The organism is Streptomyces sp. NPDC037242 (assembly GCF_055604165.1).
This window is the reverse complement of the sequence record NZ_JBVJUY010000055.1, coordinates 1-25,078: the sequence shown is the minus strand read 5'-3', so window position 1 is coordinate 25,078 and position 25,078 is coordinate 1. Positions and strand designations below refer to the sequence as shown.

General features: G+C 72.9%; 20 protein-coding genes. 13 read left to right on the top strand and 7 right to left on the bottom strand.

Annotated features, from left to right (window positions below):
* Window positions 1-142: 142 nt before the first annotated feature.
* Window positions 143-1,168: a DNA-3-methyladenine glycosylase family protein gene (locus ACZ7GJ_RS37245; protein WP_470758304.1), complete on the top strand. Its 1,026-nt coding sequence runs from the start codon at window positions 143-145 to the stop codon at window positions 1,166-1,168.
* A 9-nt stretch (window positions 1,169-1,177) separates the two neighbouring features.
* Here ACZ7GJ_RS37245 and ACZ7GJ_RS37240 read toward each other — a convergent pair whose 3' ends face one another.
* From ACZ7GJ_RS37240 to ACZ7GJ_RS37230, 3 genes are all read right to left on the bottom strand, one after another.
* On the bottom strand, window positions 1,178-2,506 hold the full coding sequence (locus tag ACZ7GJ_RS37240; protein ID WP_470758302.1) for a coenzyme F420-0:L-glutamate ligase: 1,329 nt from the start codon (window positions 2,504-2,506) through the stop codon (window positions 1,178-1,180).
* Window positions 2,503-3,462 (bottom strand): 2-phospho-L-lactate transferase, encoded by a 960-nt coding sequence (cofD, locus tag ACZ7GJ_RS37235; RefSeq protein WP_470758300.1) that lies wholly within the window; start codon window positions 3,460-3,462, stop codon window positions 2,503-2,505. Before cofD ends, ACZ7GJ_RS37240 begins: the two co-directional genes overlap by 4 nt.
* An 83-nt stretch (window positions 3,463-3,545) precedes the next feature.
* Window positions 3,546-4,064: a cysteine dioxygenase gene (locus ACZ7GJ_RS37230; protein WP_470758299.1), complete on the bottom strand. Its 519-nt coding sequence runs from the start codon at window positions 4,062-4,064 to the stop codon at window positions 3,546-3,548.
* 614 nt (window positions 4,065-4,678) lie between these two features.
* Between ACZ7GJ_RS37230 and ACZ7GJ_RS37225 the strand changes: the two genes are divergently transcribed.
* The 3 genes from ACZ7GJ_RS37225 to ACZ7GJ_RS37215 all read left to right on the top strand — a co-directional run bounded on the left by ACZ7GJ_RS37225 (window position 4,679) and on the right by ACZ7GJ_RS37215 (window position 10,378).
* A complete protein-coding gene (locus ACZ7GJ_RS37225; RefSeq protein ID WP_003983763.1) occupies window positions 4,679-4,942 on the top strand; it encodes a WhiB family transcriptional regulator in 264 nt (87 codons plus the stop codon).
* 262 nt (window positions 4,943-5,204) lie between these two features.
* Window positions 5,205-8,891 (top strand): glycosyltransferase family 2 protein, encoded by a 3,687-nt coding sequence (locus tag ACZ7GJ_RS37220; protein ID WP_470758297.1) that lies wholly within the window; start codon window positions 5,205-5,207, stop codon window positions 8,889-8,891.
* On the top strand, window positions 8,888-10,378 hold the full coding sequence (locus ACZ7GJ_RS37215) for a DUF5719 family protein (protein WP_470758296.1): 1,491 nt from the start codon (window positions 8,888-8,890) through the stop codon (window positions 10,376-10,378). The genes ACZ7GJ_RS37220 and ACZ7GJ_RS37215 overlap by 4 nt, the downstream gene beginning before the upstream one ends.
* 49 nt (window positions 10,379-10,427) lie before the next feature.
* Here the strand turns inward: ACZ7GJ_RS37215 and ACZ7GJ_RS37210 are convergent, their stop codons facing one another.
* Complete coding sequence (locus tag ACZ7GJ_RS37210; protein ID WP_393817927.1) at window positions 10,428-10,907, bottom strand: metallopeptidase family protein; 480 nt, start codon at window positions 10,905-10,907, stop codon at window positions 10,428-10,430.
* Between the two features lie 218 nt (window positions 10,908-11,125).
* Between ACZ7GJ_RS37210 and ACZ7GJ_RS37205 the strand changes: the two genes are divergently transcribed.
* The 6 genes from ACZ7GJ_RS37205 to ACZ7GJ_RS37180 all read left to right on the top strand — a co-directional run bounded on the left by ACZ7GJ_RS37205 (window position 11,126) and on the right by ACZ7GJ_RS37180 (window position 16,953).
* Window positions 11,126-11,500, top strand: coding sequence for a DUF3499 domain-containing protein (locus tag ACZ7GJ_RS37205; RefSeq protein WP_470758295.1), 375 nt, complete (start codon window positions 11,126-11,128; stop codon window positions 11,498-11,500).
* A gap of 77 nt (window positions 11,501-11,577) precedes the next feature.
* Entirely contained in the window at window positions 11,578-12,948 is a 1,371-nt protein-coding gene (locus ACZ7GJ_RS37200; RefSeq protein ID WP_470758293.1) for a phosphomannomutase/phosphoglucomutase, read from the top strand.
* Window positions 12,949-13,322: 374 nt separating this feature from the next.
* Entirely contained in the window at window positions 13,323-13,511 is a 189-nt protein-coding gene (locus ACZ7GJ_RS37195; protein WP_470758292.1) for a Trm112 family protein, read from the top strand.
* A 93-nt stretch (window positions 13,512-13,604) separates the two neighbouring features.
* Window positions 13,605-14,738, top strand: coding sequence for an SIS domain-containing protein (locus ACZ7GJ_RS37190; RefSeq protein ID WP_470758290.1), 1,134 nt, complete (start codon window positions 13,605-13,607; stop codon window positions 14,736-14,738).
* A 52-nt stretch (window positions 14,739-14,790) separates the two neighbouring features.
* The gene (gene manA, locus ACZ7GJ_RS37185; RefSeq protein WP_470758288.1) at window positions 14,791-15,948 is read left to right on the top strand and encodes a mannose-6-phosphate isomerase, class I; all 1,158 of its coding nucleotides are present in this window, start codon (window positions 14,791-14,793) and stop codon (window positions 15,946-15,948) included.
* 72 nt (window positions 15,949-16,020) lie between these two features.
* Window positions 16,021-16,953 (top strand): cation diffusion facilitator family transporter, encoded by a 933-nt coding sequence (locus ACZ7GJ_RS37180; RefSeq protein ID WP_470758286.1) that lies wholly within the window; start codon window positions 16,021-16,023, stop codon window positions 16,951-16,953.
* Window positions 16,954-17,060: 107 nt separating this feature from the next.
* Here ACZ7GJ_RS37180 and lepB read toward each other — a convergent pair whose 3' ends face one another.
* Together lepB and ACZ7GJ_RS37170 are read right to left on the bottom strand one after the other, a co-directional pair.
* The gene (gene lepB / locus ACZ7GJ_RS37175) at window positions 17,061-17,876 is read right to left on the bottom strand and encodes a signal peptidase I (protein WP_470758284.1); all 816 of its coding nucleotides are present in this window, start codon (window positions 17,874-17,876) and stop codon (window positions 17,061-17,063) included.
* Between the two features lie 234 nt (window positions 17,877-18,110).
* Window positions 18,111-20,162: a fructose-specific PTS transporter subunit EIIC gene (locus ACZ7GJ_RS37170; protein WP_470758283.1), complete on the bottom strand. Its 2,052-nt coding sequence runs from the start codon at window positions 20,160-20,162 to the stop codon at window positions 18,111-18,113.
* Between the two features lie 363 nt (window positions 20,163-20,525).
* Here ACZ7GJ_RS37170 and ahcY point away from each other — a divergent pair, with 363 nt between their 5' ends.
* Complete coding sequence (ahcY, locus tag ACZ7GJ_RS37165; RefSeq protein ID WP_470758281.1) at window positions 20,526-21,962, top strand: adenosylhomocysteinase; 1,437 nt, start codon at window positions 20,526-20,528, stop codon at window positions 21,960-21,962.
* Between the two features lie 85 nt (window positions 21,963-22,047).
* Window positions 22,048-22,665, top strand: a complete 618-nt coding sequence (locus tag ACZ7GJ_RS37160) for a hypothetical protein (protein ID WP_470758280.1) — start codon at window positions 22,048-22,050, stop codon at window positions 22,663-22,665.
* A gap of 48 nt (window positions 22,666-22,713) precedes the next feature.
* Here ACZ7GJ_RS37160 and ACZ7GJ_RS37155 read toward each other — a convergent pair whose 3' ends face one another.
* Window positions 22,714-23,634 carry an RDD family protein gene (locus ACZ7GJ_RS37155; protein ID WP_470758278.1) on the bottom strand — a complete coding sequence of 307 codons (921 nt, stop codon included), beginning with the start codon at window positions 23,632-23,634 and terminating at the stop codon, window positions 22,714-22,716.
* A gap of 124 nt (window positions 23,635-23,758) precedes the next feature.
* Between ACZ7GJ_RS37155 and ACZ7GJ_RS37150 the strand changes: the two genes are divergently transcribed.
* Window positions 23,759-24,766: a stage II sporulation protein M gene (locus ACZ7GJ_RS37150; protein ID WP_470758276.1), complete on the top strand. Its 1,008-nt coding sequence runs from the start codon at window positions 23,759-23,761 to the stop codon at window positions 24,764-24,766.
* The last annotated feature ends 312 nt before the right edge of the window (window positions 24,767-25,078 follow it).

Sequence of the window (25,078 nt, the reverse complement as noted above, 5' to 3'; positions counted from 1 at the left end):
TTCTTATCAGCCGGAAGCCCCGGCAGGGCACAGACCCACCCACGCCCCCCCCCCCCCCCCCCCCCCCCCCCCCCCCCCCCCCCCCCCGGCGTCCGGGCGAAGCCCCCGGTGTGTGTCGGACCGCGGCGCTACGCTCGAAGGCATGGCCGGCCGCTTCGACCCCCTCACCCGTACCGCCGTGCGCGGCGGCCGCACCGACGTGCCCCGGGCCGCCGCCCACCAGGCCGCCGCCACAGGCACCACTGGCACCACCGGCGCCAAAGCCCGTAGCTGGAGCCCCGGCGGCCCCCTGGACCTCGGCCTCACCCTCGGCCCGCTCCGGCGCGGCCCCGGCGACCCCACCTTCCGCACCACCCCCGACGGCTCCGTCTGGCGGGGCTGCCGGACCCCCATCGGCCCCGCCACCCTCCGCGTCGCCGCCCACGGCACCACCGTGGACGCCGAAGCCTGGGGCCCCGGCGCCGACTGGGTCCTCGACGAACTGCCCGCCCTGCTCGGCGCCGACGACGACCCGGCCGTCTTCGTCCCGCGCCACCGGCTCCTGCACGCCAGCCACCGCCGCCGCCCGGGCCTGCGCCTGACCCGTACCGGTCTGGTCCTGGAGTCCCTGATCCCGACCGTGCTGGAGCAGAAGGTCACCGTCGACGAGGCCTACCGCGCATGGCGCCTGCTCGTACGGCAGTACGGCGAGCCCGCGCCGGGCCCGGGCCCCGGCCCGCGGGACCTGTATGTGATGCCCGACCCCCGCACCTGGGCCATGATTCCGTCCTGGGACTGGCACCGGGCCGGCGTCGACGCCAAGCGCTCCGCGGCGATCGTCCGGGCCGCCCGCGTCGCCGGCCGCCTGGAGGAGGCGGCCGCCATGGACCTGCCCGAGGCCGTACGGAGGCTGGAGGCCGTCCCCGGCATCGGCCCCTGGACCTCCGCCGAGACCCTCCAGCGCAGCAACGGCGCCCCCGACGCCGTCACCACCGGCGACCTGCACCTGCCGGGCATCGTCGGCTACGCGCTGGCCGGCGACCGCGACGCCGACGACGCCGCGATGCTGGAGCTCCTCGCCCCGTACGCCGGCCAGCGCCACCGCGCCGCCCGCCTCATCCTCCTCGCGGGAGCCGCCCCGCCCCGACGCACCCCGCGGATGCCCCGCGGGGACATCGGCCGGCTCTGACCGGCCCCGCTACCGCACCTCGATGAATCGATCCGCCTCGCGCGCGGGCCGCTCCGCCGGAGCCGAGGCCGGGTGCCCCACGGCCACCGCCCCCATCGGGTCCCAGTCGTCCGGCAGCCCGAGCACCTTGCGCACGACGTCCCGGCAGAACATCGTCGAGGACACCCACGCCGACCCCAGCCGCTCCCCGGCCAGCGCGACCAGGAAGTTCTGCACGCCCGCGCCCATCGCGACCACGAACATCTCCCGCTCCGCCGCGTCCCGCCGCGCGTGCCCGTAGTCGTGCGCGCCGTCCGTCACCAAGCACGGCACCACCAGGTACGGGGCGGCCCGCAGGACGTCGCCGCGCCGCACCCGCTTCGCGATGGACTCCGGGGACTTGCCGTCCCGCCGCAGGTCCTCGATCCACGCGTCCCGCATCGCGTCCAGCAGCTCCAGCCGCGCCGCGGCCGACTCCAGCAGGACGAACCGCCACGGCGTCGTGTGGTGCGGGGCCGGGGCCGTCACGGCGGCCGCCACCGCGCGGCGGACCGCGCTCGGGTCGACCGGGTCGGCGGTGAAGGCCCGTACCGTACGGCGCTGCGTCACGGCCTCCCGTACCGCCTCGGAGGTGCCGAGGCGGAACATGTCGTCGGCCGGCGAGCGGACCAGGTCCCGCGCCGAGGAGCCCTCGCCCAGTACGTGGGCCAGCCCGCGCACCACGGCCACCGGCAGGCCGGCGGCCTTGCCCTTGACCAGGTCCCCGGCGCCGGCCAGTTCGTCGGCGGTGGCCACCACCGTCGCGCTCAGCGGGTTGCCGTGCGCGTCCGTACCGCCCCGCAGGTCGTCCAGCACCCGCACCCCGGCCGAGCCGATCGCGACGTCGGTGAGCCCGGTGCGCCACGGCCGCCCGAAGGTGTCCGTCACCACGACCCCGACGTCCACGGACAGCAGCTCCCGGAGCCCGTCCCGGATGGCGCGCGCCGAGGCGTCCGGGTCCTCGGGCAGCAGCAGCACCGTTCCGGGGGCCGTGTTCGAGGCGTCCACACCGGCCGCGGCCATCACCAGGCCCAGGCGGTTCTCGACGATGCGCAGGGGCCCGCGCCGCGCGACCACCCGTACGGTCTCCGCGTCTATGGCGTCCTCGCGGGAGTCGGCCCGGACGATGCGGCCCTCCGCCTTGGAGACGATCTTCGAGGTGACCAGCAGGACGTCGCCGTCCCGCAGGTCCGGCTCGGCGGCCGCGATCAGGCGCGCCAGGTCGTCGCCGGGGCGGACCTCGGGGATCCCGCCGACGGCCCGGACCTCGTACGAGGGACCGGGCCCGCCGGCGGCGCCGCGCTCGCCGGGGGCGGTCACCGGGAGGCCTCCGCGAGTTCCAGCGCGGCCCGGGCCATGTCGGCGGTGGCTTCCAGGTCGGTCATCATCAGCGGCACCGCTCGGCAGCCGATCCCGGCCGCCTCCACCTCGGCGACGGCGGCCGCGTCGGCGGTGTCGACGAGCCAGCCGTCGAGCAGCCCGGTGCCGTAGTGCAGGGCGACCGCGGCGGCGGTGGACTCGACGCCCACCGCGGCGAGGACCTTGTCGGCCATGCCGCGCACGGGCGCGCCCCCGACGATGGGGGAGAGGCCGACCACGGGCGCCTGCGCGGAGGCGACGGCCTCCCGGATGCCGGGGACGGCCAGGATGGTGCCGACCGAGACCACGGGGTTGGACGGCGGGAAGAGGATCACGTCGGCGGCCGCGATGGCCTCCAGCACGCCGGGCGCGGGCTTGGCCTGCTCGGCGCCCACGGGGACGACGGCCTCCGCGTCCACCGAGGCGCGCATCCGGACCCAGTACTCCTGGAAGTGGATGACCTTGCGTTCGCCGGTTGCGGCGTCGGTGATCGCGACGTGGGTCTCGACCCGGTCGTCGGACATGGGCAGCAGCCGGACCCCGGGCTGCCAGCGGTCGCAGAGGGCCTCGGTGACGGCGCTGAGCGGGTAGCCCGCGCCGAGCATCTGCGTACGGACGATGTGGGTGGCGAAGTCGCGGTCGCCGAGGCCGAACCAGGTGGGTCCGACCCCGTACGCCGCGAGTTCCTCCTTGACGGTGAAGGACTCGTCGGTGCGGCCCCAGCCCTGGTCCTCGTTGATGCCACCGCCGAGGGTGTACATCACCGTGTCCAGATCGGGGCACACCTTCAGCCCGAACAGGTGAATGTCGTCACCGGTGTTGCCGATGACCGTGATGTCCGCGTCGGGAACCGCGGCTTTGAGTCCGCGGAGGAAACGGGCGCCGCCGATGCCGCCGGCCAGAACAACAATGCGCATGCGGACAGTCTGTCAGCCGCAGGCTGTCCTCTGAGGGGCGGTGGTCGGGCGGCGGGATGGTGGGACTGTCAGGCCCCGTCCCGTCAGACGGAGACGGCCTCCGGCCTGGCCGGGGAGCAGTTGTGCATCGGCATCTCGGTGAGGCCGGGGAAGTACACGTGCAGGCTGACCGCGCCGTCGAGGCCGTCGTTGACGACCTCGTGGGCGTAACCGGGGGCGAAGACGCGCTGGGCGCCGGCGCGCAGGGTGAGGGGGCCGCGGGAGGAGTTCGCCGCGTGCTCGGTGAGCTCGCCGTCGAGGACGGTCAGCACGCCGGAGGAGGCACCGTGGTCGTGCAGGCCGCTGCCCTGGCCGGGGACCCAGCTGAGCAGCCAGACCTCGTACCCGGGGCCGGTGCGCAGCCGGTGGTACCAGCGGGTGGTGGCGTCGTACTCGACGAGGTGCTCCCACTCGGAGCGGTTCTCGGCGATGGAGCGGGCCAGGCCGGCGAACTCGGCGACGGTGGCCGGGTGTTCGCGGGCGGGCTGCAGGAGGTGCTGCACGGAGAGGATGTCGCCGGCGATCTGAAGGTCGCTCTCGACGGTGAGGGGGGTGCTGTTCATCGTGGGGGAGTCCTCGACGGATGTCAGTGGTGCTGGCGGTTGCTGCGGGGGCGGGCCGGAGCTCTGGGGAGCCGAAGCTCCGAAGGCATCAACAGCCGCAACAGCAACAGCGAACCTGGGCAGCCCACAGGAACCCACGAATGGGGGTCCGGGAGGCGGCTGAGGTCACTGACATGGCAACAAGGAGAGCGGGTCGGGGTCGGGACTGTCAACCCAATGTCCGATTTGGTGTAAAAGTTTCACCTCATCCGGTTAGTGTGTGCGGAGAAAGGTTTGTGCAGTCCGCGCCAGGGGATGTGGCGCTCCAAGTCGCGTCACCGTGGCCGAAATGTGATCCACACCGCTTCTTCGGCCGGATCGGAACCCCACCACAGAGTGACGCGTCGACTACTGGAGAAGGAGTGCCCCTTGCGATACCTATGGCATGTGTCACGATTTTTGGCGATATGAACACTTTCTGCATAGGCTTGGTTCCGCAGAGTGAATAAGGGGCCCAATAGCAGATCTCGGCTTGACTGCGCCGGAGCCTCGCACTTGTAATTTCACTCGTGTCGTTACCTGGCGATCAGTAACGGCAACACCACGGGGACGCACAGACAGAGCGAGGGGCGCACATGACCGAGCTGTTTCAGGAACTGCTGGTCGAGGAGGCGGACGAGGAGCTCGGATGGCAGGAGCGCGCACTGTGCGCCCAGACCGACCCCGAGTCCTTCTTTCCCGAGAAGGGCGGCTCCACCCGCGAGGCCAAGAAGGTCTGCCTGGCCTGTGAAGTCCGCTCAGAATGCCTGGAGTACGCCCTCGCCAACGACGAGCGGTTCGGCATCTGGGGCGGCCTGTCCGAGCGTGAGCGCCGTCGCCTGAAGAAGGCAGCGGTCTGAAACTGCCCCGGCGCTCGCTTCCCGGCGCCCACGGCACATCCCATGACATATCAACCGCCGCGCACGGCATAGCCGACAGTACGGCGAACACCGCACGAGCACCACGGCAAGCACCGCAACGAGCAGAGCAAACGGTCCGCCTCCTGCACCTTCCCCGCTGGAGGCGGACCGCTGTGTTTCCAGCCGTTAGTGTGGGGCGCTGTCCAGCAGCCTCCGAGGGCACACCACCCCCGGACCCCCCGGCCGGAGGGCCCGTACCGCGATGTCCCTGCACAGCCAGTCGACGGCCTCCTACCAGGCTGCCGCCACACCAGAGTTCCCCCGGCACGTCGTCACCGCGGTGCTCGTCGCCCATGACGGCGCCCGCTGGCTGCCCCGGACGCTCGCCGGCCTCCTGGGCCAGGAACGCCCCGCCCAGAGCCACATCGCCGCCGACACCGGCAGCGCCGACGACTCCGCGCGCCTGCTGGGCGAGGCCCTGGGCGACGACCGCGTCCTGCACCTCGCCCGCCGCACCGGCTTCGGCGCCGCCGTCGACGAGGCCGCCCGCACCGCCGGAACCCTCACGCCCGAGGACCTCCCGTACCTCAAGCGGCCCTCCGGCTGGGACCCCGTCAGCCGCACCTGGCGCGACGACAACTACGACCTCCCCGAGCTGCCCCACGGCGAACCCGTCCAGTGGCTCTGGCTGCTCCACGACGACTGCGCCCCCGAGCCCGACGCCCTCGCCGAACTGCTGCGCGTCGCCGAGGAGAACCCCGACGCCGCCGTCATCGGCCCCAAGCTGCGCGGCTGGTACGACAAGAAGCAGCTCCTCGAAGTCGGCGTCACCATCGCCCGCAGCGGCCGCCGCTGGACCGGCCTCGACCGCCGCGAACAGGACCAGGGCCAGCACGACCAGGTCCACCCCGTCCTCTCCGTCTCCACCGCAGGCATGCTCGTGCGCCGCGACGTGTACGACGCCCTCGGCGGCTTCGACCGCCGCCTGCCCCTCATGCGCGACGACGTCGACCTGTGCTGGCGCGCCCAGAGCGCCGGCCACAGCGTCCTCATCGCCCCCGACGCCGTCCTGCGCCACGCCGAGGCCTCCGCCCGCGAACGCCGCACCGTCGACTGCGCGGGCCGCACCACCGCCAGCCCGCACCGCGTGGACAAGGCCGGCGCCGTCTACACGATGCTCGCCAACAGCTCCGGCCGCGCGCTCCCGTACGTCCTGCTGCGCGTCCTCGTCGGCACCGTGCTGCGCACCCTCGCCTACCTCGTCGGCAAGGCCCCCGGCCAGGCCGTCGACGAGATCACCGGCCTGCTCGCCACCCTGCTGAGACCCGGCCGCATCCTGGCCGCCCGCAAGGCGCGCCGCCGCCCCGCAGTCCCGCCCAAGGAACTGCGCCCGCTCTTCCCGCCGCCCGGCGCCACCCTGCGCGCCAACGTCGAACAGCTCGCCGGCTACTTCGGCGCCGACCGCGACACCGAGGCCGCCGCCGGCCGCCACGGCGGCGCCGTCGAGTCCGGCCCGGGCGGAGACGACGCCGACTTCCTGGAGATCGAACAGTTCGCGCGCCTCAAGCGGATCGCGCGCAAGCCCGCGCCCGTCCTCTTCGCGCTCCTCCTGCTCGTCTCCCTGATCGCCTGCCGCTCCCTGCTCGGCGGCGGCTCCCTCATGGGCGGCGCCCTGCTGCCCGCCCCCGACAGCGGCCTCGACCTCTGGCGCCGCTACACCGCCGACTGGCAGCCCGTCGGCACCGGCTCCACCACGGGCGCGCCCCCCTACCTCGCCGTCCTCGGGGCGTTCGCCACCCTGCTGTTCGGCTCCACCGCCACCGCGCTGACCCTGCTGCTCGTCTGCTCGGTCCCGCTCGCCGGACTCGCCGCCTACTTCGCCTCCCGGCCGCTCGTCGAGTCCCGGCTGCTGCGCGGCTGGGCCGCCATCGCCTACGCCTTCCTCCCCGCCGTCACCGGAGCCCTCGCCGGCGGCCGCCTCGGCACCGCCGTCCTCGCGATCCTGCTCCCGCTCATCGCCCGCTCCGCCGTCGCGGCCTTCGGGTTCGCCGACTCCGAGACCACCGGCAGCTGGCGCGCGACCTGGACCTACACCCTCCTGCTGACGCTGGCCACCGCCTTCACCCCCGTGGTGTGGCCGCTCGCCGCCCTGCTGGGGACCGCCGCGCTCGTCATCCGCCGGGCGCGCTGGAAGGCGTACGGGCTGCGGCTCCTGGCCACCCTCGCCGTCCCGCTCCTCGTGCTCGCCCCCTGGTCGCTGAGCCTGCTCACGCACCCCGGCCGCTTCCTGCACGAGGCCGGACTGCCCTACGGAACCGGCTCCGCCACCGCCCTGGACCTCCTCGGCATCAGCCCCGGCGGGCCCAACACCGCGGGCGGAGTGGTGCTCCTCGGCATCGTCCTCGCCGCGCTGGCCGCACTGGTGCGCTCCGACCGGCAGTTCGCCATCCGCACCGCCTGGGCCACCGCGCTGGCCGCGCTGGTCCTCGCCGTCCTCCTCAACCGCACCGCCTGGTCCGGCCCCGCGACCCTCGTCTACGGGCTCGCCCTGCTGGCCGCCGCGGTCCTCGGCGCCGACGGAGCCAAGCACCGCGTCGCCGCCAGCAGCTTCGGCTGGCGCCAGCCGCTGGCCGCGCTCATCGGTCTCGCCGCCGCCGTCGGCCCGCTGCTCGGCGCGGCCGGCTGGATGTTCAACGGCGCCGACGGCCCGCTCCAGCGCCGCGACCCCGTCCAGGTCCCGGCCTTCGTCGCCGAGGAGAGCGGCACCCGCGACCAGGCCCGCACCCTCGTCCTCGGCGCCACCTCGCCCGCCTCGCTCTCCTACAGCCTGGTCCGCGGCTCCGGCGGGCACCTCGGTGACGCCGAACTCGCCGCCCAGGCCGGCAGCGACCCCCGCCTCGACAAGGTCGTCTCCAGCCTTGTCGCCGGCTCCGGCGCCGACCAGACCGACCAGCTCGGCGGCTTCGCCATCCGCTACATCCTGGTCCGCGACGGCGCCCCCCAGCAGATGCGCAAGGTCCTCGACGCCACCCCCGGCCTCAGCCGCCTCAGCCAGCTCGACGGCAGCGCCCTGTGGCGCGTCGACCGCCAGGTCGCGCGCGTCGTGATCGCCTCCGGGAAGCCGGGCGAGGCCCCGATCCCGGTCGCCTCCGGCCCCGTCGAGGCCCACACCAAGATCCCGGACGGCGAGGCGGGCGGTGCCGGTCGAGTGCTGCGCATCGCAGACCGGGCCGCCCCCGGCTGGCAGGCCACCCTCGACGGCAAGCCGCTCAAGGCGAAGACCGTCGACGGATGGGCGCAGGGCTTCGAGCTGCCCGCCGCCGGCGGCCGCCTCGACCTCGTCCACGAGGACGCCTTCACCCGGACCGCCTGGCACTGGGCGCAGGGCCTGCTCGCGCTGGTGCTGATCGTCATGGCCCTGCCCGGCCGCAGCGCCCGCCTCGACGACGACCTGCCCGAGGACGAGGCCGCGATCCCGGCCCAGTCCGGACCCGGTGAAGGCGGGGAGGGTCGCCGCGCCCGCCGCCTGCGCGCCGACTCCGAAGCCGCGTCCGCCTCGGAGGCGGCCGCCGCCGAGACCGCCGCCGCGGTCGCAGCCGACCCGTACGCGCAGATCCCGGCGCAGCCGGCGTACGGGGAGGAGGCGTACGCGTACCAGGCGTACGGGGACCAGGACGGCTACGCCTACGGTCAGCAGGAGCCCCAGCCGCCCCAGCAGCAGCCGTACGCGCCGGCCCCGGGCTACGAGCAGTACCCCGCGCCGGACCAGCCGTACGCGGACCAGCCCTACCAGGACCAGCCGTACGAGCAGCAGCCGCAGCAGCCCCCGCAGCCCCCGCAGCCCCAGCAGTACGAGCAGCCGTACCAGCAGCAGTACCCCCACCCGTACGACCCGTACGACACCTACGGACAGCACGACCCGCGTCCGGACGGGAGCCCCCAGCAGTGAAGCGCGCACCCCTGACGCTCGCGGCCGTGGCCGCGGCGCTCGCCGCCGTCACCGGCATCGCCTCCCTCACCGCGCCCGCCGACGGCGCCTCCGCGGCCACGGACGGCAAGGCCCCGGCCGCCGCGGCCCGCATGCCCGTCGAGCGGTCGCTGCTGGTGTGCCCGGCGCCCAGCTCCTCCGACATCGCCGAGACCCTCTACACGGCGATCACCCCGGGTGCCGCCGCCGGCGGCGGCACGGGCTCGGCCCGGCTGCTGGGCGCCACCAAGGACGCCAAGCAGGTGCTGGAGCTCAAGGAGCCCGGCAAGCCCGTCGGCGCCAAGGCCTCCGGCGCCGAGGCGCCCGCGCTCACCGGGACCGCCGACGGGTTCCTCGCCCCCGGCTGGACCGCGCAGCAGACCACGGTGGTCTCGGTCGGCCGCGCGCGCGGCGTGCTCGGCGTCAGCTGCACCGCGCCCGGCACCGACTTCTGGTTCCCCGGGGTGAGCACCGCCAAGGGGCGCGAGGACTACGTCCACCTCACCAACCCCGACGACACCGCGGCCGTGGTGGACATCAAGCTGTTCGGCCCGGACGGGGTCCTCAAGCCCGACCAGGGCACCAGCGAGAACATCCGCATCGACCCGAGGTCCAGCAAGGCCATCTCCCTGTCCTCGCTGGCCCCGGGCGCCCAGATCGCGGACGTCACCGCCCACGTGACCACCCGCGCGGGCCGGGTCGGCGCCACCGCGCAGGCCGCCGAGGAGGGCGTCGGCGCCGACTGGCTGCCCGCCTCCGTAGACCCCGCGGGCTCGCTGGTGCTGCCGGGGATCCCGGCGGACGCCACCTCCGTGCGGCTGGTCGCCTTCGCGCCCGGCGACGAGGACGCGGACCTCAACCTCCGGCTGGCCGGCCCGGGCGGCTCCATCAGCCCGGCGGGCAGCGAGCAGCTGCATATCAAGGCGGGCATGACCGCGAGCGCCGACCTCAAGGACGTGACCCGCGGAGAGCCGGGCTCGCTGCTGCTGACCCCTGCCGAGGGCAAGCGGGCGATCCCGGTCGTGGCCGCGGTACGCGTGGTCCGCGGCAGCGGCGCCAAGCAGGAGCTCGGCTTCGTCCAGGCGTCCGCCCCGGTGGGCACCAGGGCCACCGTCGCCGACAACCGGACCGAGGAGAACGCGACGGTGCTGTCCCTGACGGTGCCGGGCGGCGCCGACGCGAAGGTCAGGGTGACGGCCTCGCCCGGCACCGAGGGCGGCGAGGCGGCCTCCCAGGAGGTCACCGTCAAGGCGGGCACCACCCAGACGGTGGCCGTGGCCCCGGCCGGCGGCAAGGGCGCGTACGCGCTGACGGTGGAGACCCTCTCCGGCGGCCCGGTCCACGCCGCCCGCATGCTGACCATCCCGCGCGACGGCATCCCGATGTTCACCGTGCAGACCCTGTCCGACGACCACTCGACGGTCTCGGTCCCCAAGGCGGCCCAGGACCTCTCGGTCCTGACCGACTGACCCCCTGACCCCGACGGTCAGGGGGCGGCGGGGGCGGGCGCGGGGCGCGTCAGTCCTGCCCGTACCTCGGGTCCACGGTCTCCGGGGACAGCCCCAGCAGCTCCGCCACCTGCTCCACCACGATCTCGTGGATCAGCAGCGCCCTCTCGTCCCGCGACTTCGCACGGATCTCCACGGGCCGGCGGAACACCACGATCCGGGCCGGCCGCCCGTCCAGCGGCTCCGACAGCGCGCCCAGCGGCACCGCCTCGTCGTTCCAGCCGGCGTCCGGCCCGCCCGGGGGGCCCGGCACGTCCCCGACCAGGAACTCCACCTCGGCCAGTTGCGGCCAGTGCCGCTCCAGCCGCTCCACGGAATCCCGTACGAGGTCGCCGAAGAGCTCGGCCCGGCTCGCCGACAGCGGCACCTGCGGCGGCGCCACCGGCCCGCGCATCCCGCGCCCGTGCCGGTCGCGGCGGCGCACCCGCGGCTCGGCGGGGGGCCCGGCGGCGGGGTCGGCGGGGAGGGGAGGCAGCTGGCTGTCCGTCACCCCCGCAGCGTAGCCCGCGGCGCCGTCCCCGCTCCGGCCCTCGGCCCGGCCACGGTCCGATGTCGTACGCGGAACGATTCGGCCAAGGTTCGGCGGCTTTCCGGACTCCGCGCACCGGACCCCGGCACGAGCTGTACCCCACCGGCACCACGACACGGGGGAGTGACCAGCGGGAGAGTCGTCGCGGCCCGGTCAAGAGTGCGGTACCGTCCAACGTCGTGAGCCTTGTACGTCGCTGTTCGCGCACCGCGTGCGGCCGCCCTGCCGTCGCGACACTGACGTACGTCTACGCCGATTCGACCGCAGTTCTCGGCCCGCTCGCCACCTACGCCGAACCCCACTGCTATGACCTGTGCGCCGAGCACTCGGAGCGCCTGACGGCCCCGCGCGGCTGGGACGTCGTACGCCTCACCGACGGCTCCGCACCCTCCCGCCCCACCGGCGACGACCTCGAAGCCCTGGCCAACGCCGTGCGCGAGGCGGCCCGTCCGCCGGACCGCGCGGCCGAGGCCGGCGGTGGCCGGCCCACCGCCCCGGCCACGGGTGAGACACGTCGCGGACACCTGCGCGTACTGCGTTCGCCCGACTCCTGACACTCTGATCGTCTGAAAAGCCGCTCTCCGCACCAGGTAGGTTTGCTCCACCGCACAGAACCTCAGGAGGGCAGGCAGTGGCCGCAGATCTTTCGAACATCGTCAAGGCATACGACGTACGAGGCGTCGTACCGGACGAGTGGGACGAGCCCCTGGCCGAGCTCTTCGGTGCTGCGTTCGTCGAGGTCACCGGAGCCACGGCCATCGTCGTCGGCCACGACATGCGCCCCTCCTCGCCGGGGCTGTCGGGCGCCTTCGCCCGCGGCGCCGCCGCCCGCGGCGTCGACGTCACCCTGATCGGACTGTGCTCCACCGACCAGCTGTACTACGCCTCCGGCAAGCTGGACCTGCCCGGCGCGATGTTCACCGCCTCGCACAACCCGGCCCAGTACAACGGCATCAAGCTCTGCCGCGCGGGTGCCGCCCCGGTCGGCCAGGACACCGGCCTGTCCACCATCCGCGAGCTCGCCGAGAAGTGGACCGACGAGGGCGCCCCGGCGATCCCCGCCGGCACCGTCCCGGGCACCATCACGGAGCAGGACACCCTCGCCGGTTACGCCGAGCACCTCAAGGGCCTGGTGGACCTGACTGCCATCCGCCCGCTGAAGGTCGTCGTCGACGCGGGCAACGGCATGGGCGGCCACACCGTCCCCACCGTCTTCGAGGGCCTCCCGCTGGACCTCGTACCCATGTACTTCGAGCTGGACGGGACCTTCCCGAACCACGAGGCCAACCCCCTCGACCCGAAGAACATCGTCGACCTCCAGGCCCGCGTGAAGGCCGAGGGCGCCGACCTCGGCCTCGCCTTCGACGGCGACGCCGACCGCTGCTTCGTCGTCGACGAGCGCGGCGAGGGCGTCTCCCCGTCCGCCATCACCGCCCTGGTCGCGGCCCGCGAGCTGGCCCGCAACGGCGGCACCGGCACCGTGATCCACAACCTGATCACCTCCTGGTCCGTCCCCGAGGTCGTCAAGGAGAACGGCGGCACCCCGGTCCGCACCCGCGTCGGCCACTCCTTCATCAAGCAGGAGATGGCCAACACCGGCGCCATCTTCGGCGGCGAGCACTCCGCGCACTACTACTTCAAGGACTTCTGGAACGCGGACACCGGCATGCTCGCCGCGCTCCACGTCCTGGCGGCCCTCGGCGGCCAGGAGGGCACCCTGTCCGACCTGGTCTCCTCCTACGACCGCTACGTCGGCTCGGGCGAGATCAACTCCACCGTCGCCGACCAGGCCGGCCGGACCGCGCTGGTCAAGGAGACCTACGGCTCCCAGGACGGCGTCACCGTCGACGAGCTCGACGGCCTGACGGTGACCACCGCCGACTGGTGGTTCAACCTGCGCCCCTCGAACACCGAGCCGCTCCTGCGCCTCAACGTCGAGGCCCGCGACCAGGCCACCCTCGACAAGATCCGCGACGAGGTCCTCGCCCTCGTCCGCGCCTGACACCCGTGCTCGGCGGGGCCCCTCAGGCCCCGCCGGGCAAAGCAAGCCCCGCCGGGCAAAGCAAGCCCCGCCGGGCAAAGCAAGCCCCGCCGGGCAAAGCAAGCCCCGCCGGTCAAAGCAAGCCCCGCCGGGCAAAGCGGGCCCGGCCGGGCACAAACCGCCCCGCGGGGCAAAACGATCCCCGTCGGGCAAAAATCAGCCCCGCCGGCGTTTGAGGCGCGGGGTCCGGGGCGGAGCCCCGGTACCCGGCGGAGCCGGCTTCTCCCGCGGCGCACGCCCGCAGCGGCACCACCGGATCACATCGGGCCGCACCGCAGGTGACTCGGCGGTACGCTGACCTCGCCCGATCCACATCCCCGAAGGGAACCCGCCCCATGCCGCTCGAAGCCGGCCTCCTGGAGATCCTCGCCTGCCCCGCCTGCCACTCGCCCCTTGAGGACAAGTCGGCCGACGACACCGCACCCGAGCTGATCTGCACCGGCACCGCGGACTGCGGGCTCGCCTACCCGGTCCGCGACGGCATCCCGGTCCTCCTCGTGGACGAGGCCCGCCGCCCCGCGTAGCCCGACCCAGGCGCCCGACCCACGCGTCCAACCACGCCGCGCCCGATCCAGCCGCGCAGACCGCCCACGCCGTCAACACCGCCGGAGGCCGCCATGCTCGACGAGTCGCTCCTCGACGCACCGGAGGACCTGGCCCGCGCCGACCGCCGCGGCCTGCTCCGCGGCGCCGCCGAGGCCGGGGCCAGAGTCCGCACCGCCGCCCGGCACGCCGCCGAGGCCGGCCTCGGGGACCTGCGCCCCGACGGCCGCCCCCGCGCCGTGCTCATCGCCGGCCCCGGCACCGCCGCCACCGGCGTCGCCGACCTGCTGGGCGCCCTCGCCGGAGCCGCCGCCCCCGTCACCCGGCTGCACCCCACCGGTGTCGCGCAAGCCGCCGGGGCACTGCGCTGGGCGCTGCCCGGCTGGGCCGGCCCCGTCGACCTGCTGCTGATCGCCACCACCGACGGCACCGAGCCCGGCCTCGCCGTCCTCGCCGAGCAGGCCTACCGGCGCGGCTGCACGGTCGTCGCCGTCGCGCCCGAGCGCTCGCCCCTGAGCGAGGCCGTGGACGGCGCGCACGGGCTCCTCGTACCGATGGCCAAGGCCCCGTACCAGGAGTACGACGAGTCCGCCGCGGCCGGCCCCGGCGCGCTGTGGGCGCTGCTGACCCCGCTGCTGGTCCTCCTCGACAAGGTCGGCCTGATCACCGCGGCCCCCGGCACCCTGCAACTCGTCGCCGACCGGCTCGACCGCACCGCCGAGCGCTGCGGCCCCGCCATCGCCACGTACTCCAACCCGGCCAAGACCCTCGCCTCCGAGCTCGCCGACTCCCTCCCGCTCATCTGGAGCGAGGGCGCCGCCGCGGGCCCGGCGGGCCGCCGCTTCGCCGCCACCCTCGCCGAACTCGCCGGCCGCCCCGCGCTCGCCGCCGAGCTCCCCGAGGCGCTGCCCGCCCACGGGGTCCTGCTGGCCGGTTCCTTCGCCGCGGGCGCCGACCCCGAGGACTTCTTCCGCGACCGCGTCGAGGAGCCCCAGGCCCTGCGCGCCCGCGTCGTCCTGCTGCGCGACCGGCCCGCCGGCGGCCTGACCGCCGCCCCCGCCGCCCGCGAGCTCGCCCTCAGCCACGACACGGCCATCAGCGAGCTCGAACCCGAGGAGGGCACGGAGCTCGAACAGCTCGCCGAACTCCTCGCCGTCACCGACTTCGCCACCGCCTACCTGGCGCTGGCGTCCAGGGGACACAGCTGAGGCACCCACCTGTGCCCGCCCCGCTTCCAGCTCCAGATCCAGGAAGACCACGATGGACCGCCTGACGAACACGATCCGCCCCTACGCCTGGGGATCCACCACCGCGATCCCGGCCCTCCTCGGCGTCGAGCCCACCGGTGAGCCCCAGGCCGAGATGTGGATGGGCGCCCACCCCGGCGCGCCCTCCCGCCTCGAACGCGGTGCCGGGACGAGCACCCTCGCGGACGCCATCGCGGCCGACCCCGAGGGCGAGCTCGGAGCGGCCGCCGTCGCCAAGTTCGGCCCCAGGCTGCCCTTCCTCCTCAAGCTCCTCGCCGCCGGCGCCCCGCTCTCCCTCCAGGTCCACCCCGACCTGGCCCAGGCACGGGCCGGCTTCGCCGACGAGGAGAGCCGGGGCGTCCCGATCGACGCGGGCCACCGCAACTACAAGGACGCCAACCACAAGCCCGAACTGATCTGCGCGCTCACACCCTTCGACGGCCTGTGCGGCTTCCGCCGGCCGCTGGAGGCCGCCGAACTGCTCGAAGGCCTCGGCGTCGACTCCCTCAAGCCGTACGCCGACCTGCTGCGCGCCCACCCCGAAGAGGCGGCGCTGCGCGAGGTGCTCACCGCCGTACTGACCGCGGACCGCGCCGAGATGGCCCGTACGGTCACCGAGGCCGCGGCCGCCGCGGAACGGCTCGGGGGCCCGTACGCGCCGTACGCGGGGCTCGTCCACGACTACCCCGGCGACCCGGGCGTGATCGCCGCCATGCTGCTCAACCACGTGCGGCTCCAGCCCGGCGAGGCCATGTTCCTCGGCGCCGGCATCCCGCACGCCTACATCGACGGCCTCGGCGTCGAGCTCATGGCCAACTCCGACAACGTGCTGCGCTGCGGGCTCACCCCCAAGCACGTCGACGTGCCGGAGCTGCTCAAGGTCGTCATCTTCGAGCCCAGCGAGCCCGGCATCCTGCGTCCCGAGGGCGGCGGCGAGGAGGTCTACGAGACCCCCATCGACGAATTCCGGCTCTCCCGCTTCGTCCTGGCCCCCGGCGGCGCCCCCCAGACGCTCCCGGACGCGGCCCCGCAGATCCTGCTGTGCACCGCCGGATCCCCCAAGGCGGGCGAACTGACCCTGGCGCCGGGCGAGTCGGTGTTCGTACCGGCGGGCGAAACGGCCGAACTGTCAGGAACCGGCGTCGTCTTCCGTGCCACCGTGGTGGTCTGACGTAGCGTCCGTACCGGCGGCTGCAAGAATGTGCGGCCGGTAGTCAGTGGCTAGGAAGGACACCCCGCATCCATGAGCGCGTCGGGCGGTACCAAGGCGATCGTGGCGGCACTCGCCGCCAACCTCGCCATCGCTGTAGCCAAATTCGTGGCATTCCTCTTCAGCGGCTCCTCGTCGATGCTCGCGGAAAGCGTCCACTCGCTGGCCGACTCCGGGAACCAGGGGTTGCTGCTCCTCGGCGGCAAGAAGGCGCAGCGCGAGGCAACACCCCAGCACCCCTTCGGGTACGGGCGTGAGCGCTACATCTACGCCTTCCTCGTCTCCATCGTGCTGTTCTCGGTCGGTGGCATGTTCGCGATCTACGAGGGCTACGCCAAGATCAAGGACCCGCACGAGATCGAGCACTGGTACTGGCCGGTGGGCGTCCTCGTCTTCGCGATCCTCGCGGAGTCCTTCTCCTTCCGCACCGCGATCAAGGAGTCGAACGAGATCCGCGGCTCGCTGTCATGGGGCCAGTTCATCAAGCGCGCCAAGGCCCCCGAGCTGCCCGTGGTCCTGCTGGAGGACCTCGGCGCGCTCGTCGGCCTGGTCCTGGCCCTCGGGGGCGTCGGCATCGCCCTGCTGACCGGCGACGGCGTGTGGGACGGCATCGGCACCCTGTGCATCGGCGTCCTGCTCATCGCCATCGCGATCATCCTGGCCGCGGAGACCAAGTCCCTGCTGCTCGGCGAGGCCGCGGGCACCGACGAGGTCGAGAAGATCAAGGCCGCGGTCGTCGACGGGGACACCGTCACCGGCGTGATCCACATGCGCACCCTGCACCTCGGCCCCGAGGAACTGCTGGTCGCCGCCAAGATCGCCGTCCAGCACGACGACACCGCGACCGAGGTGGCGAACGCCATCAACGCCGCCGAGGCCCGCATCCGCGAGGCCGTCCCGATCGCCCGGGTCATCTACCTGGAGCCGGACATCTACGACGCCGCCCGCGCGGCGGACAAGGCCTGATCGGGCGCCACGGCGCTACGGCGCAAACCGAAGGCCCCCGCAGCACTCGCTGCGGGGGCCTTCGGCATATCTCGTACGGTCGTACCGTCGTACCGCTGTCAGAGGGGCTAGGACTGCGCCGCCGGGGTCTGGGGGGCCTCGGACGCCTCCGGGGACGCCGGAGCGCCCTGAGCGGCCTCCGTGCCCGTCTCCACCGGAACCCCGGCCTCCTGCGCGGCGGCGGCCTTCGCGGCGGCCTGGGCGGCAGCAGCCTTCGCGGCCTTCGCCGCGGCCTTGGCGGCGACCCGCTCGTCACCCCGCTTGCGCGCCTTGCGCGCCACGAGCGCGAGCGCACCGCCCATGACGAGGATCACTGCGCCGGCCAGCTGCGCCCACAGCGCCAGCATGGCCATCGGCAGCGCGACGACCTTCCAGGCCACGTTGCCGGCCGGTACGGGGCCGTTGTTCGCGAACTGGGAGCCGTCGGAGTTGAGCCGGTTGTCGGCCATCAGGAACAGCTGTCCCTTGGGGACCGTCACGTCGAAGACCACCGTGGACGGGTACTTCCACTCCTCCAGGTAGGCCTCGTCGTACGGCTTGCCGTTGAGGAGCAGGTTCTGCGCGGTGCGCTTGCCCATCTTGTACTGGATCTGGTCGCCACCGACCGCGACGACCCGGTTCATCTGGTACTTCTCCGGGGACCACGGCACCTTCGCGAGGACGATGTCCCCGCGCTTGAGCTTGCCCTTGCCCACCGGCTCCAGGTAGATCGTCTCGCCGTTCTTGTACGTAGGCGCCATCGTGAAGCCGACGTGCTTGCTCTCGGTGTAGCGCACCGGCGGGGCCACGGCCTTCGCCACCGTCACACCCACGAGCAAGACCGCTCCGAGCACCAGCAGGACGATCGCCGCGATCCCGCGTCTGCGTCCTGACCTGTGTTCCATTTCGTCCCTTCCGATGTACCTGCCTTGCATCGTAGGTCGATCTCCGCCCCGTCATTGCCGCCGGGCCCCGCTCCGGGCGTCCCTACGGTTTCGATTCGGACACGGTCGACGGCTCCGGGACCCTCCCGAAGGGCGGACGGCGACGGGTCCCGCACCGGTGGGGCACGGGACCCGACGGGGTCAGGAGCGGTCCACGGGGGGGGCCTGCGGGCCCCACCGCCGGACCTCTTCGATCTACTGGATCTCGCGCAGGACCTCCAGGACCGCCCGCTCGTCCGGTGCGGCCTGCAGCCGGTCCCGGAAGCCGGTGTCCATGAGCTTGCGCGAGAGCAGCGCCAGGATCCGCAGGTGCTCGTCGCCCGCCGCGGCCTCCGGCACCGAGATCATGAAGATCAGCCGGGCCTTCGTCCCGTCCAGGGCGCCCCACTCGATGCCCTCGTCGGAGCGGGCGAAGCCCACGGTCGGGCGGGACACCGCGTCCGTCTTGGCGTGCGGGATCGCGATCGACTCTCCGAGGCCGGTCGTGCCCTGCGCCTCCCGGGCGAGGGCGACGCGTACGAGCTCGTCCACGTCCCGGACGTTGCCGGTGCCGGCCAGCATCTGCGCCATCTCGCGGATCGCCGCCTCCTTGGAGTCCGAGGCCAGCTCGGTCTTCACCGTCTGCGCGGTCAGGTACCCGGACAGCACCTCCGGCTCCCCGGCGGGGGCGGCGGCGGCCGCAGCAGGGGCCGCCTGGACGGCCGCCGCGGTACCGGCTGCGACACCGGCCCCGGCGAGCACGGGCTCGCGTACCGGGGCATCGGTCACGGCGGGAGCCGACGTACCGTTCCTGCGCAGCTTGATCTCGATGAGCGCGTTGGTGGTGAGCGCCGTCACGGCCACGCCGATCGCCATGGCGACGAAGAACATCGCGACACCGCTGATGGCGCCGAACAGCGCCACGATCGGACCGCCGTGCGGTACGGAGTTCTCGACCCCGGCGAGGCCCGCGATGGCGCCGGCCACGGCGCCGCCGAGCATGTTCGCCGGGATGACCTGGGCCGGTCGGGCCGCGGCGAACGGAATGGCACCTTCGGAGATGCCGAAGAAGCCCATGAACAGCGCGGCGATGCCGGTCTCCCGCTCCTGCTCGCTGTACAGCTTGCGGCGCAGCAGCGTGGCCAGGCCCTGGCCGAGGGGCATGACCGGGATGGCCGCGGCGGCCATGCCCATCACGTGGTTGTTGGTGCCGATGAGGCCCACGGCGACGAGGAACGCGGTCTTGTTGACCGGACCGCCCATGTCGAAGGCGATCATCAGGCCGATGATGGCGCCGAGCACGATCGCGCTGGAGCCGGTCATCCCGTTCAGCCAGCTGGTCAGGTGCGTGAAGACCCATGAGATGGGCTGGCCGATGACGTAGATGTAGACGAGGCCGAGCGCCAAGGTCGACAACACCGGGATCACGATGATCGGCATGATCGGCATGACGAACTTCGGGACCTTGACCTTCTTGATCCAGATCACCAGATAGCCGGCGAGGAAGCCCGTCGCGATGGCGCCGAGGAAGCCGGCGTTCGCGTCCGCGCCGTAGATGCTGACGGCGTCCGCGGCCAGGAAGCCGCCGATCATGCCGGGCACCAGCGCGGGCCGGTCACCGAGCGCGTAGGCGATGTAGCCGGAGAAGATCGGCAGCATCAGCTTGAAGCCGAGCCCGCCGAGGGAATTGACGTAGAACCAGAACGAGTCCTTGTCGAACTCGATGCCCTTCGGCGTGGTGTGCCCGCCGAGCGCGATGGACACGGCCAGCAGCAGACCGCCGACCACCACGAACGGGATCATGTACGAGACGCCGTTCATCAGCGCCTTGTACGCCTGGCTGCGCTCCCGGCCGCCACCGGCGCCACCGCCCCCGCCGCCGCTGCCCGCGGCGGCCGTCGTCCCGGCCTGCACGGGCGCGCTCTGCGCGCGCTCGATCAGCTCCTCCGGCTTGTGGATGCCGTCCGCGACACCCGTGGCCAGGACCCGCTTGCCGGCGAAGCGCGCGCGGTCGACCTCCTTGTCGGCGGCGATGATGACCGCGTCCGCATCCCTGACATCGTTGTCAGTGAGCACGTTCTCGGCCCCGATGGAGCCCTGCGTCTCCACCTTCATCCCGACGCCGAGCCGGTCGGCGGCCTGCTGGAGCTTCTCCGCCGCCATGTACGTGTGCGCGATGCCCGTGGGACACGCGGTTACGGCGACCAGCTTCACGGGCCTGTCCCCGCTCGCGCTCGCGCCACCGGGAGGGTCTGCCGGACTCGTCACTGGAATCTCCTCACGCCTTCGTCCTGCGGGATCGCGCATTCGACCCGATCCAACGGCATCCTGCTACACGTAAGGGGTGGATCAAAAGTCCGAAAGGCCCTGATGTGCGCCGCTGGACGGCCCTACTCCGAGATGCGACTTGCCCTTCCGTTGACTGGGGCACGCTCCGCCGATCGGTGTAGATTCGTCATCAGTGTCAGGCGTCGCTGCTGATGGCGGTCGGGCGGTCCTCGTGACCGGCCGAGGGGAGAGAGGGCCCCCGACGGACTGAGCGCGTGGTGCAGGATCACCCGGGCAGACTTCGCCGGGGCCCATGCACGGCTCAGCCGTACCCACCCTCTCGAACCATGAGGAGCAGCACCCATGGACTTCAAGGTCGCAGACCTTAGCCTTGCCGCCTTCGGCCGCAAGGAGATCACCCTGGCCGAGCACGAGATGCCGGGCCTGATGTCGATCCGCCGGGAGTACGCGGCCGCACAGCCCCTGGCCGGCGCCCGCATCACCGGCTCCCTGCACATGACCGTGCAGACCGCCGTCCTCATCGAGACGCTCGTCGCCCTCGGCGCCGACGTCCGCTGGGCCTCCTGCAACATCTTCTCCACCCAGGACCACGCGGCCGCCGCCATCGCCGTCGGCCCGAACGGCACCGCGGACAACCCGCAGGGCGTCCCCGTCTTCGCCTGGAAGGGCGAGACGCTGGAGGAGTACTGGTGGTGCACGGAGCAGGCGCTGACCTGGCCGAACACCCCCACCGGCGGCCCGAACATGATCCTCGACGACGGTGGCGACGCCACCCTCCTCGTCCACAAGGGCGTCGAGTTCGAGAAGGTCGGCTCGGCCCCGGACCCGTCCACGGCGGACTCCGAGGAGTACGGCCACATCCTCACGCTGCTCAACCGCACCCTCGGCGAGACCCCGCAGAAGTGGACGCAGCTCGCGTCCGAGATCCGCGGCGTGACCGAGGAGACCACCACCGGTGTCCACCGCCTCTACGAGATGATGGCCGAGGGCTCGCTGCTCTTCCCGGCGATCAACGTGAACGACGCCGTCACCAAGTCGAAGTTCGACAACAAGTACGGCTGCCGCCACTCCCTGATCGACGGCATCAACCGCGCCACCGACGTCCTCATCGGCGGCAAGGTCGCGGTCGTCTGCGGCTACGGCGACGTCGGCAAGGGCTGCGCCGAGTCCCTCCGCGGCCAGGGCGCGCGCGTCATCGTCACCGAGATCGACCCGATCTGCGCCCTCCAGGCGGCGATGGACGGCTACCAGGTCGCCACGCTCCAGGACGTCGTCGAGACCGCCGACATCTTCATCACCACGACCGGCAACAAGGACATCATCATGGCCGCCGACATGGCCAAGATGAAGCACCAGGCCATCGTGGGCAACATCGGCCACTTCGACAACGAGATCGACATGGCCGGCCTCGCCAAGATCGAGGGCATCGTCAAGGACGAGGTCAAGCCCCAGGTCCACACCTGGAAGTTCCCCGACGGCAAGGTCCTCATCGTCCTCTCCGAGGGCCGCCTGCTGAACCTCGGCAACGCGACCGGCCACCCGTCCTTCGTGATGTCGAACTCCTTCGCGGACCAGACCCTGGCCCAGATCGAGCTCTTCACGAAGCCGTCCGAGTACCCGACCGACGTCTACGTGCTCCCCAAGCACCTCGACGAGAAGGTCGCCCGCCTGCACCTCGACGCGCTGGGCGTCAAGCTCACCACCCTGCGCCCCGAGCAGGCCGACTACATCGGCGTCAAGGTCGAGGGCCCGTACAAGCCGGACCACTACCGCTACTGATCCCCGAGGATCCACAGCGCTGAGCCAGGCCCCCGGCACCCTGCCGGGGGCCTGCCCCGTAAGCACGCACGCAAGGACCGGACCCATGCCCCGCGGCCGCTACTCGCTCCACGACCCGCACGACCACACCCCCCTCGGCGAGGAGCACTTCCACTGCGCCCCGGGCCCGAGCGGCTGGCGCTACGTCTCCCAGCTGACCGCCCCGAACGGCGACCACCGCGGCTCCGTCGACCTGGCCATCGACGAACTCGGCCGCCCCATCCGCCTGGAACTCAACGCGTCGAGCTGGCAGGTCCGCGGCGCCGCCATCGACGGCGTCACCTGGGTACGCACCGACCCCGCCGGCGCCGAGGCCACCGAGGGCAACGTCCAGGCCCCCGGCTTCACCGGCACCTCGCCGGCCTTCCTCGTCGCCACGGCCCGGCTGCTGCGCCTGACCCCGGGCGCCCCTGCCACCCGCGTCCGGCTCGTCGCCCTCACCGACCCCGTGCTGGCGGCCCGCACCGTCGACCAGGCCTGGGCCCTGCTGCGCCGCGAGGAGCACCCCACCGACAGCGGCCCGCTCCTGGTGGACGAGTACGAGATCAGCGCCCTGGACACCGGCGAGGTCCACACCGTCCACCTCGCCGGGGACGTGGTCCTCTCAGCCCCCGGCATCGAGCTCGAACACCTGGAGACCCCGCCGTCCTCCTTCGAGGACTAGGGGTGTCTGGCGGATGTCCGTGGCGTCGCGGCGCCCGGCAGACACCCCCTAGGCCGGCGGAGCGAAACCCGTCTTGCGCGCGGGCGGCTCCACGGGCGCCACGTACACCGGAGCCGCAGGGGCGACGGGAGCCACGGGTACCGCCGCCGGAGCGACGGCGGGCATCGCCGGCATCCCCCCGTACGGCGCGGCCCCGGCCGCGGGGGCGCCCGTACCGGCCGTACGGGCAAAGGCCCGGGCCGCGTCACGCGACTGCCGCTCGTGCACGACCGCCATCAGGAACGCGGCCGCCGGCACCCCGGCCGGCGCCGGTGCCCCCGTACGCGCCACCACATCGTCCGCGAGCCGCGCCGCCATCGCCGCACCCACCTGCGGATCCAGCTGGTTCATCCGCGTCAGGTACTGCCGTACCGCCAGCCACAGCCCGTCCGGAACCGCCGACAGGTCCAGCCCGGCGAACCGCCCGGCCAGCCACGGAGGCGGAGGCGGAACGGGCATCACCCGTGCCCCGGGCACCCGCTCCCGTATGACGAGCGTCCCCGCGAAGACGTCCCCGAGCCGTCGCCCGCGCGCCGAGACCAGCGAAGCGATGCACGCCACGACACCGAACGTACCCAGCAGCTCGACCGCCCCCATGGCCCCGCGCACCAGCGCGTGCCGGAACCGGATCGGACCGCCGTCGTCCCGCACCACCCGCAGCCCGCAGGCGAGCTTGCCCAGCGACCGCCCGTGGCTCAGCGTCTCCACCGCGATCGGTACGCCGACGAGCACCAGGACGAACATCGCCACCTGCACCGCCGCGCGCGCGGCGCCGTCCAGCGAGGCGACGGCGAAGGTCAGCCCGATCGAGACGAGCAAGTACCCGGTGAGGTACACGGCCAGGTCGAGCAGAACCGCCAGCGCCCGGCTCGGCAGCCTCGCCGGCCGCAGCCCCAGGACGACCGCGTCCCCCGTCACCAGATCGCTCACCGATGCACACCCTTCACCCGACCTGACCCGCCCCTTTGGCATCCAGTCTGCCAAGCTGACCACAGAAGAAGCAGGAAAAATCAGGGGACCGGCAGCGGACCAGGGGCAGGGGAGCGCCAACCACATGGATCTCGACGTCTTCGTGGCGGCCCACCGGGCGGAATGGGACCGGCTGGAGCAGCTCCTGGGCCGCGGCCGCAAGCTCACGGGAGCCGAGGCCGACGAACTCGTCGCGCTCTACCAGCGGACCTCCACCCACCTCTCCCTCATCCAGTCGAGCACCCCCGACCCGATGCTCACGGGCCGCCTGACCCAGCTCGTCGCCCGCGCCCGCGCCACGGTGACGGGCGTCCGCCGGGGCGGTTGGCGCGACGCGGCCCGGTTCTTCACCGCCGGCTTCCCGGCGGCCGTGTACCGGAGCCGGAGCTGGTGGATACCGACCGCGCTGCTGTCCACGGCGATAGGCGTGCTCATCGGCTGGTGGATCGCCACCCACCCCGAGGTCCAGGGCGCCATCGCGGCCCCCGAGGACCTCAAGGCGATGACCAAGCCCGGCGGCGAGTACGAGACGTACTACTCCAGCCACCCGGCGGCCTCCTTCGCCGCCCAGGTCTGGACGAACAATGCCCAGGCCGCCGCGATGTGCCTGGTGCTGGGCGCCTTCCTGGGGCTGCCGGTGCTCTGGATCCTGTTCCTGAACATGGTCAACCTCGGCGTCGGCATCGGCCTGATGGCTTCCGCCGACCGCCTCGACGTCTTCCTCGGCCTGATCCTCCCGCACGGCCTCCTCGAACTGACGGCTGTCTTCGTCGCGGCGGGTACGGGCCTGCGCCTGGGCTGGACGGTCATCGATCCAGGCCCCCGCACCCGCCGCGTTGCCCTGGCGGAACAGGGCCGCGCCGCCCTCGGCATGGCCATCGGCCTGGCGGCGGTCCTGTTCGTCTCCGGCCTGATCGAAGGCTTCGTCACCCCCTCCGGCCTCCCGACCTGGGCCCGCATCGCCATCGGCGTCGCGGCCGAGGCCGCCTTCCTGCTGTACGTCTACGTCCTGGGCGGCCGCGCCTCCCGCGAGGGAGAGGTCGGCGACGTCGAGGAGGCGGACCGGACGGCAGCCCTGCCGACTGCGGCCTGATGTGCGTACAAGCCTGCTGAGCTGCTAGTCTCCTCGTCGTCCCGCAAAGACTGTTGACACAGTCGCAGCGGGGAGGTAGATTCGAACGGTTGCCTCGAACTGGACAAGTTCGGCAGCGATGGTTTAAAGTCTCTCTCGCCCCAGGAATTGAATTCCAAGTGGGCACACTCGACTCTTCATCCAAGAATTCGAAGCCGGGAAATCCGGTGGAAAACTTCTGATAGAGTCGGACCCGCCGGAAAGGGAAACGCGAAAGCGGAAACCTGGAAAGCGAAACCCGCTTCGACCGGGAATCGGACACGAAAGAGTCTG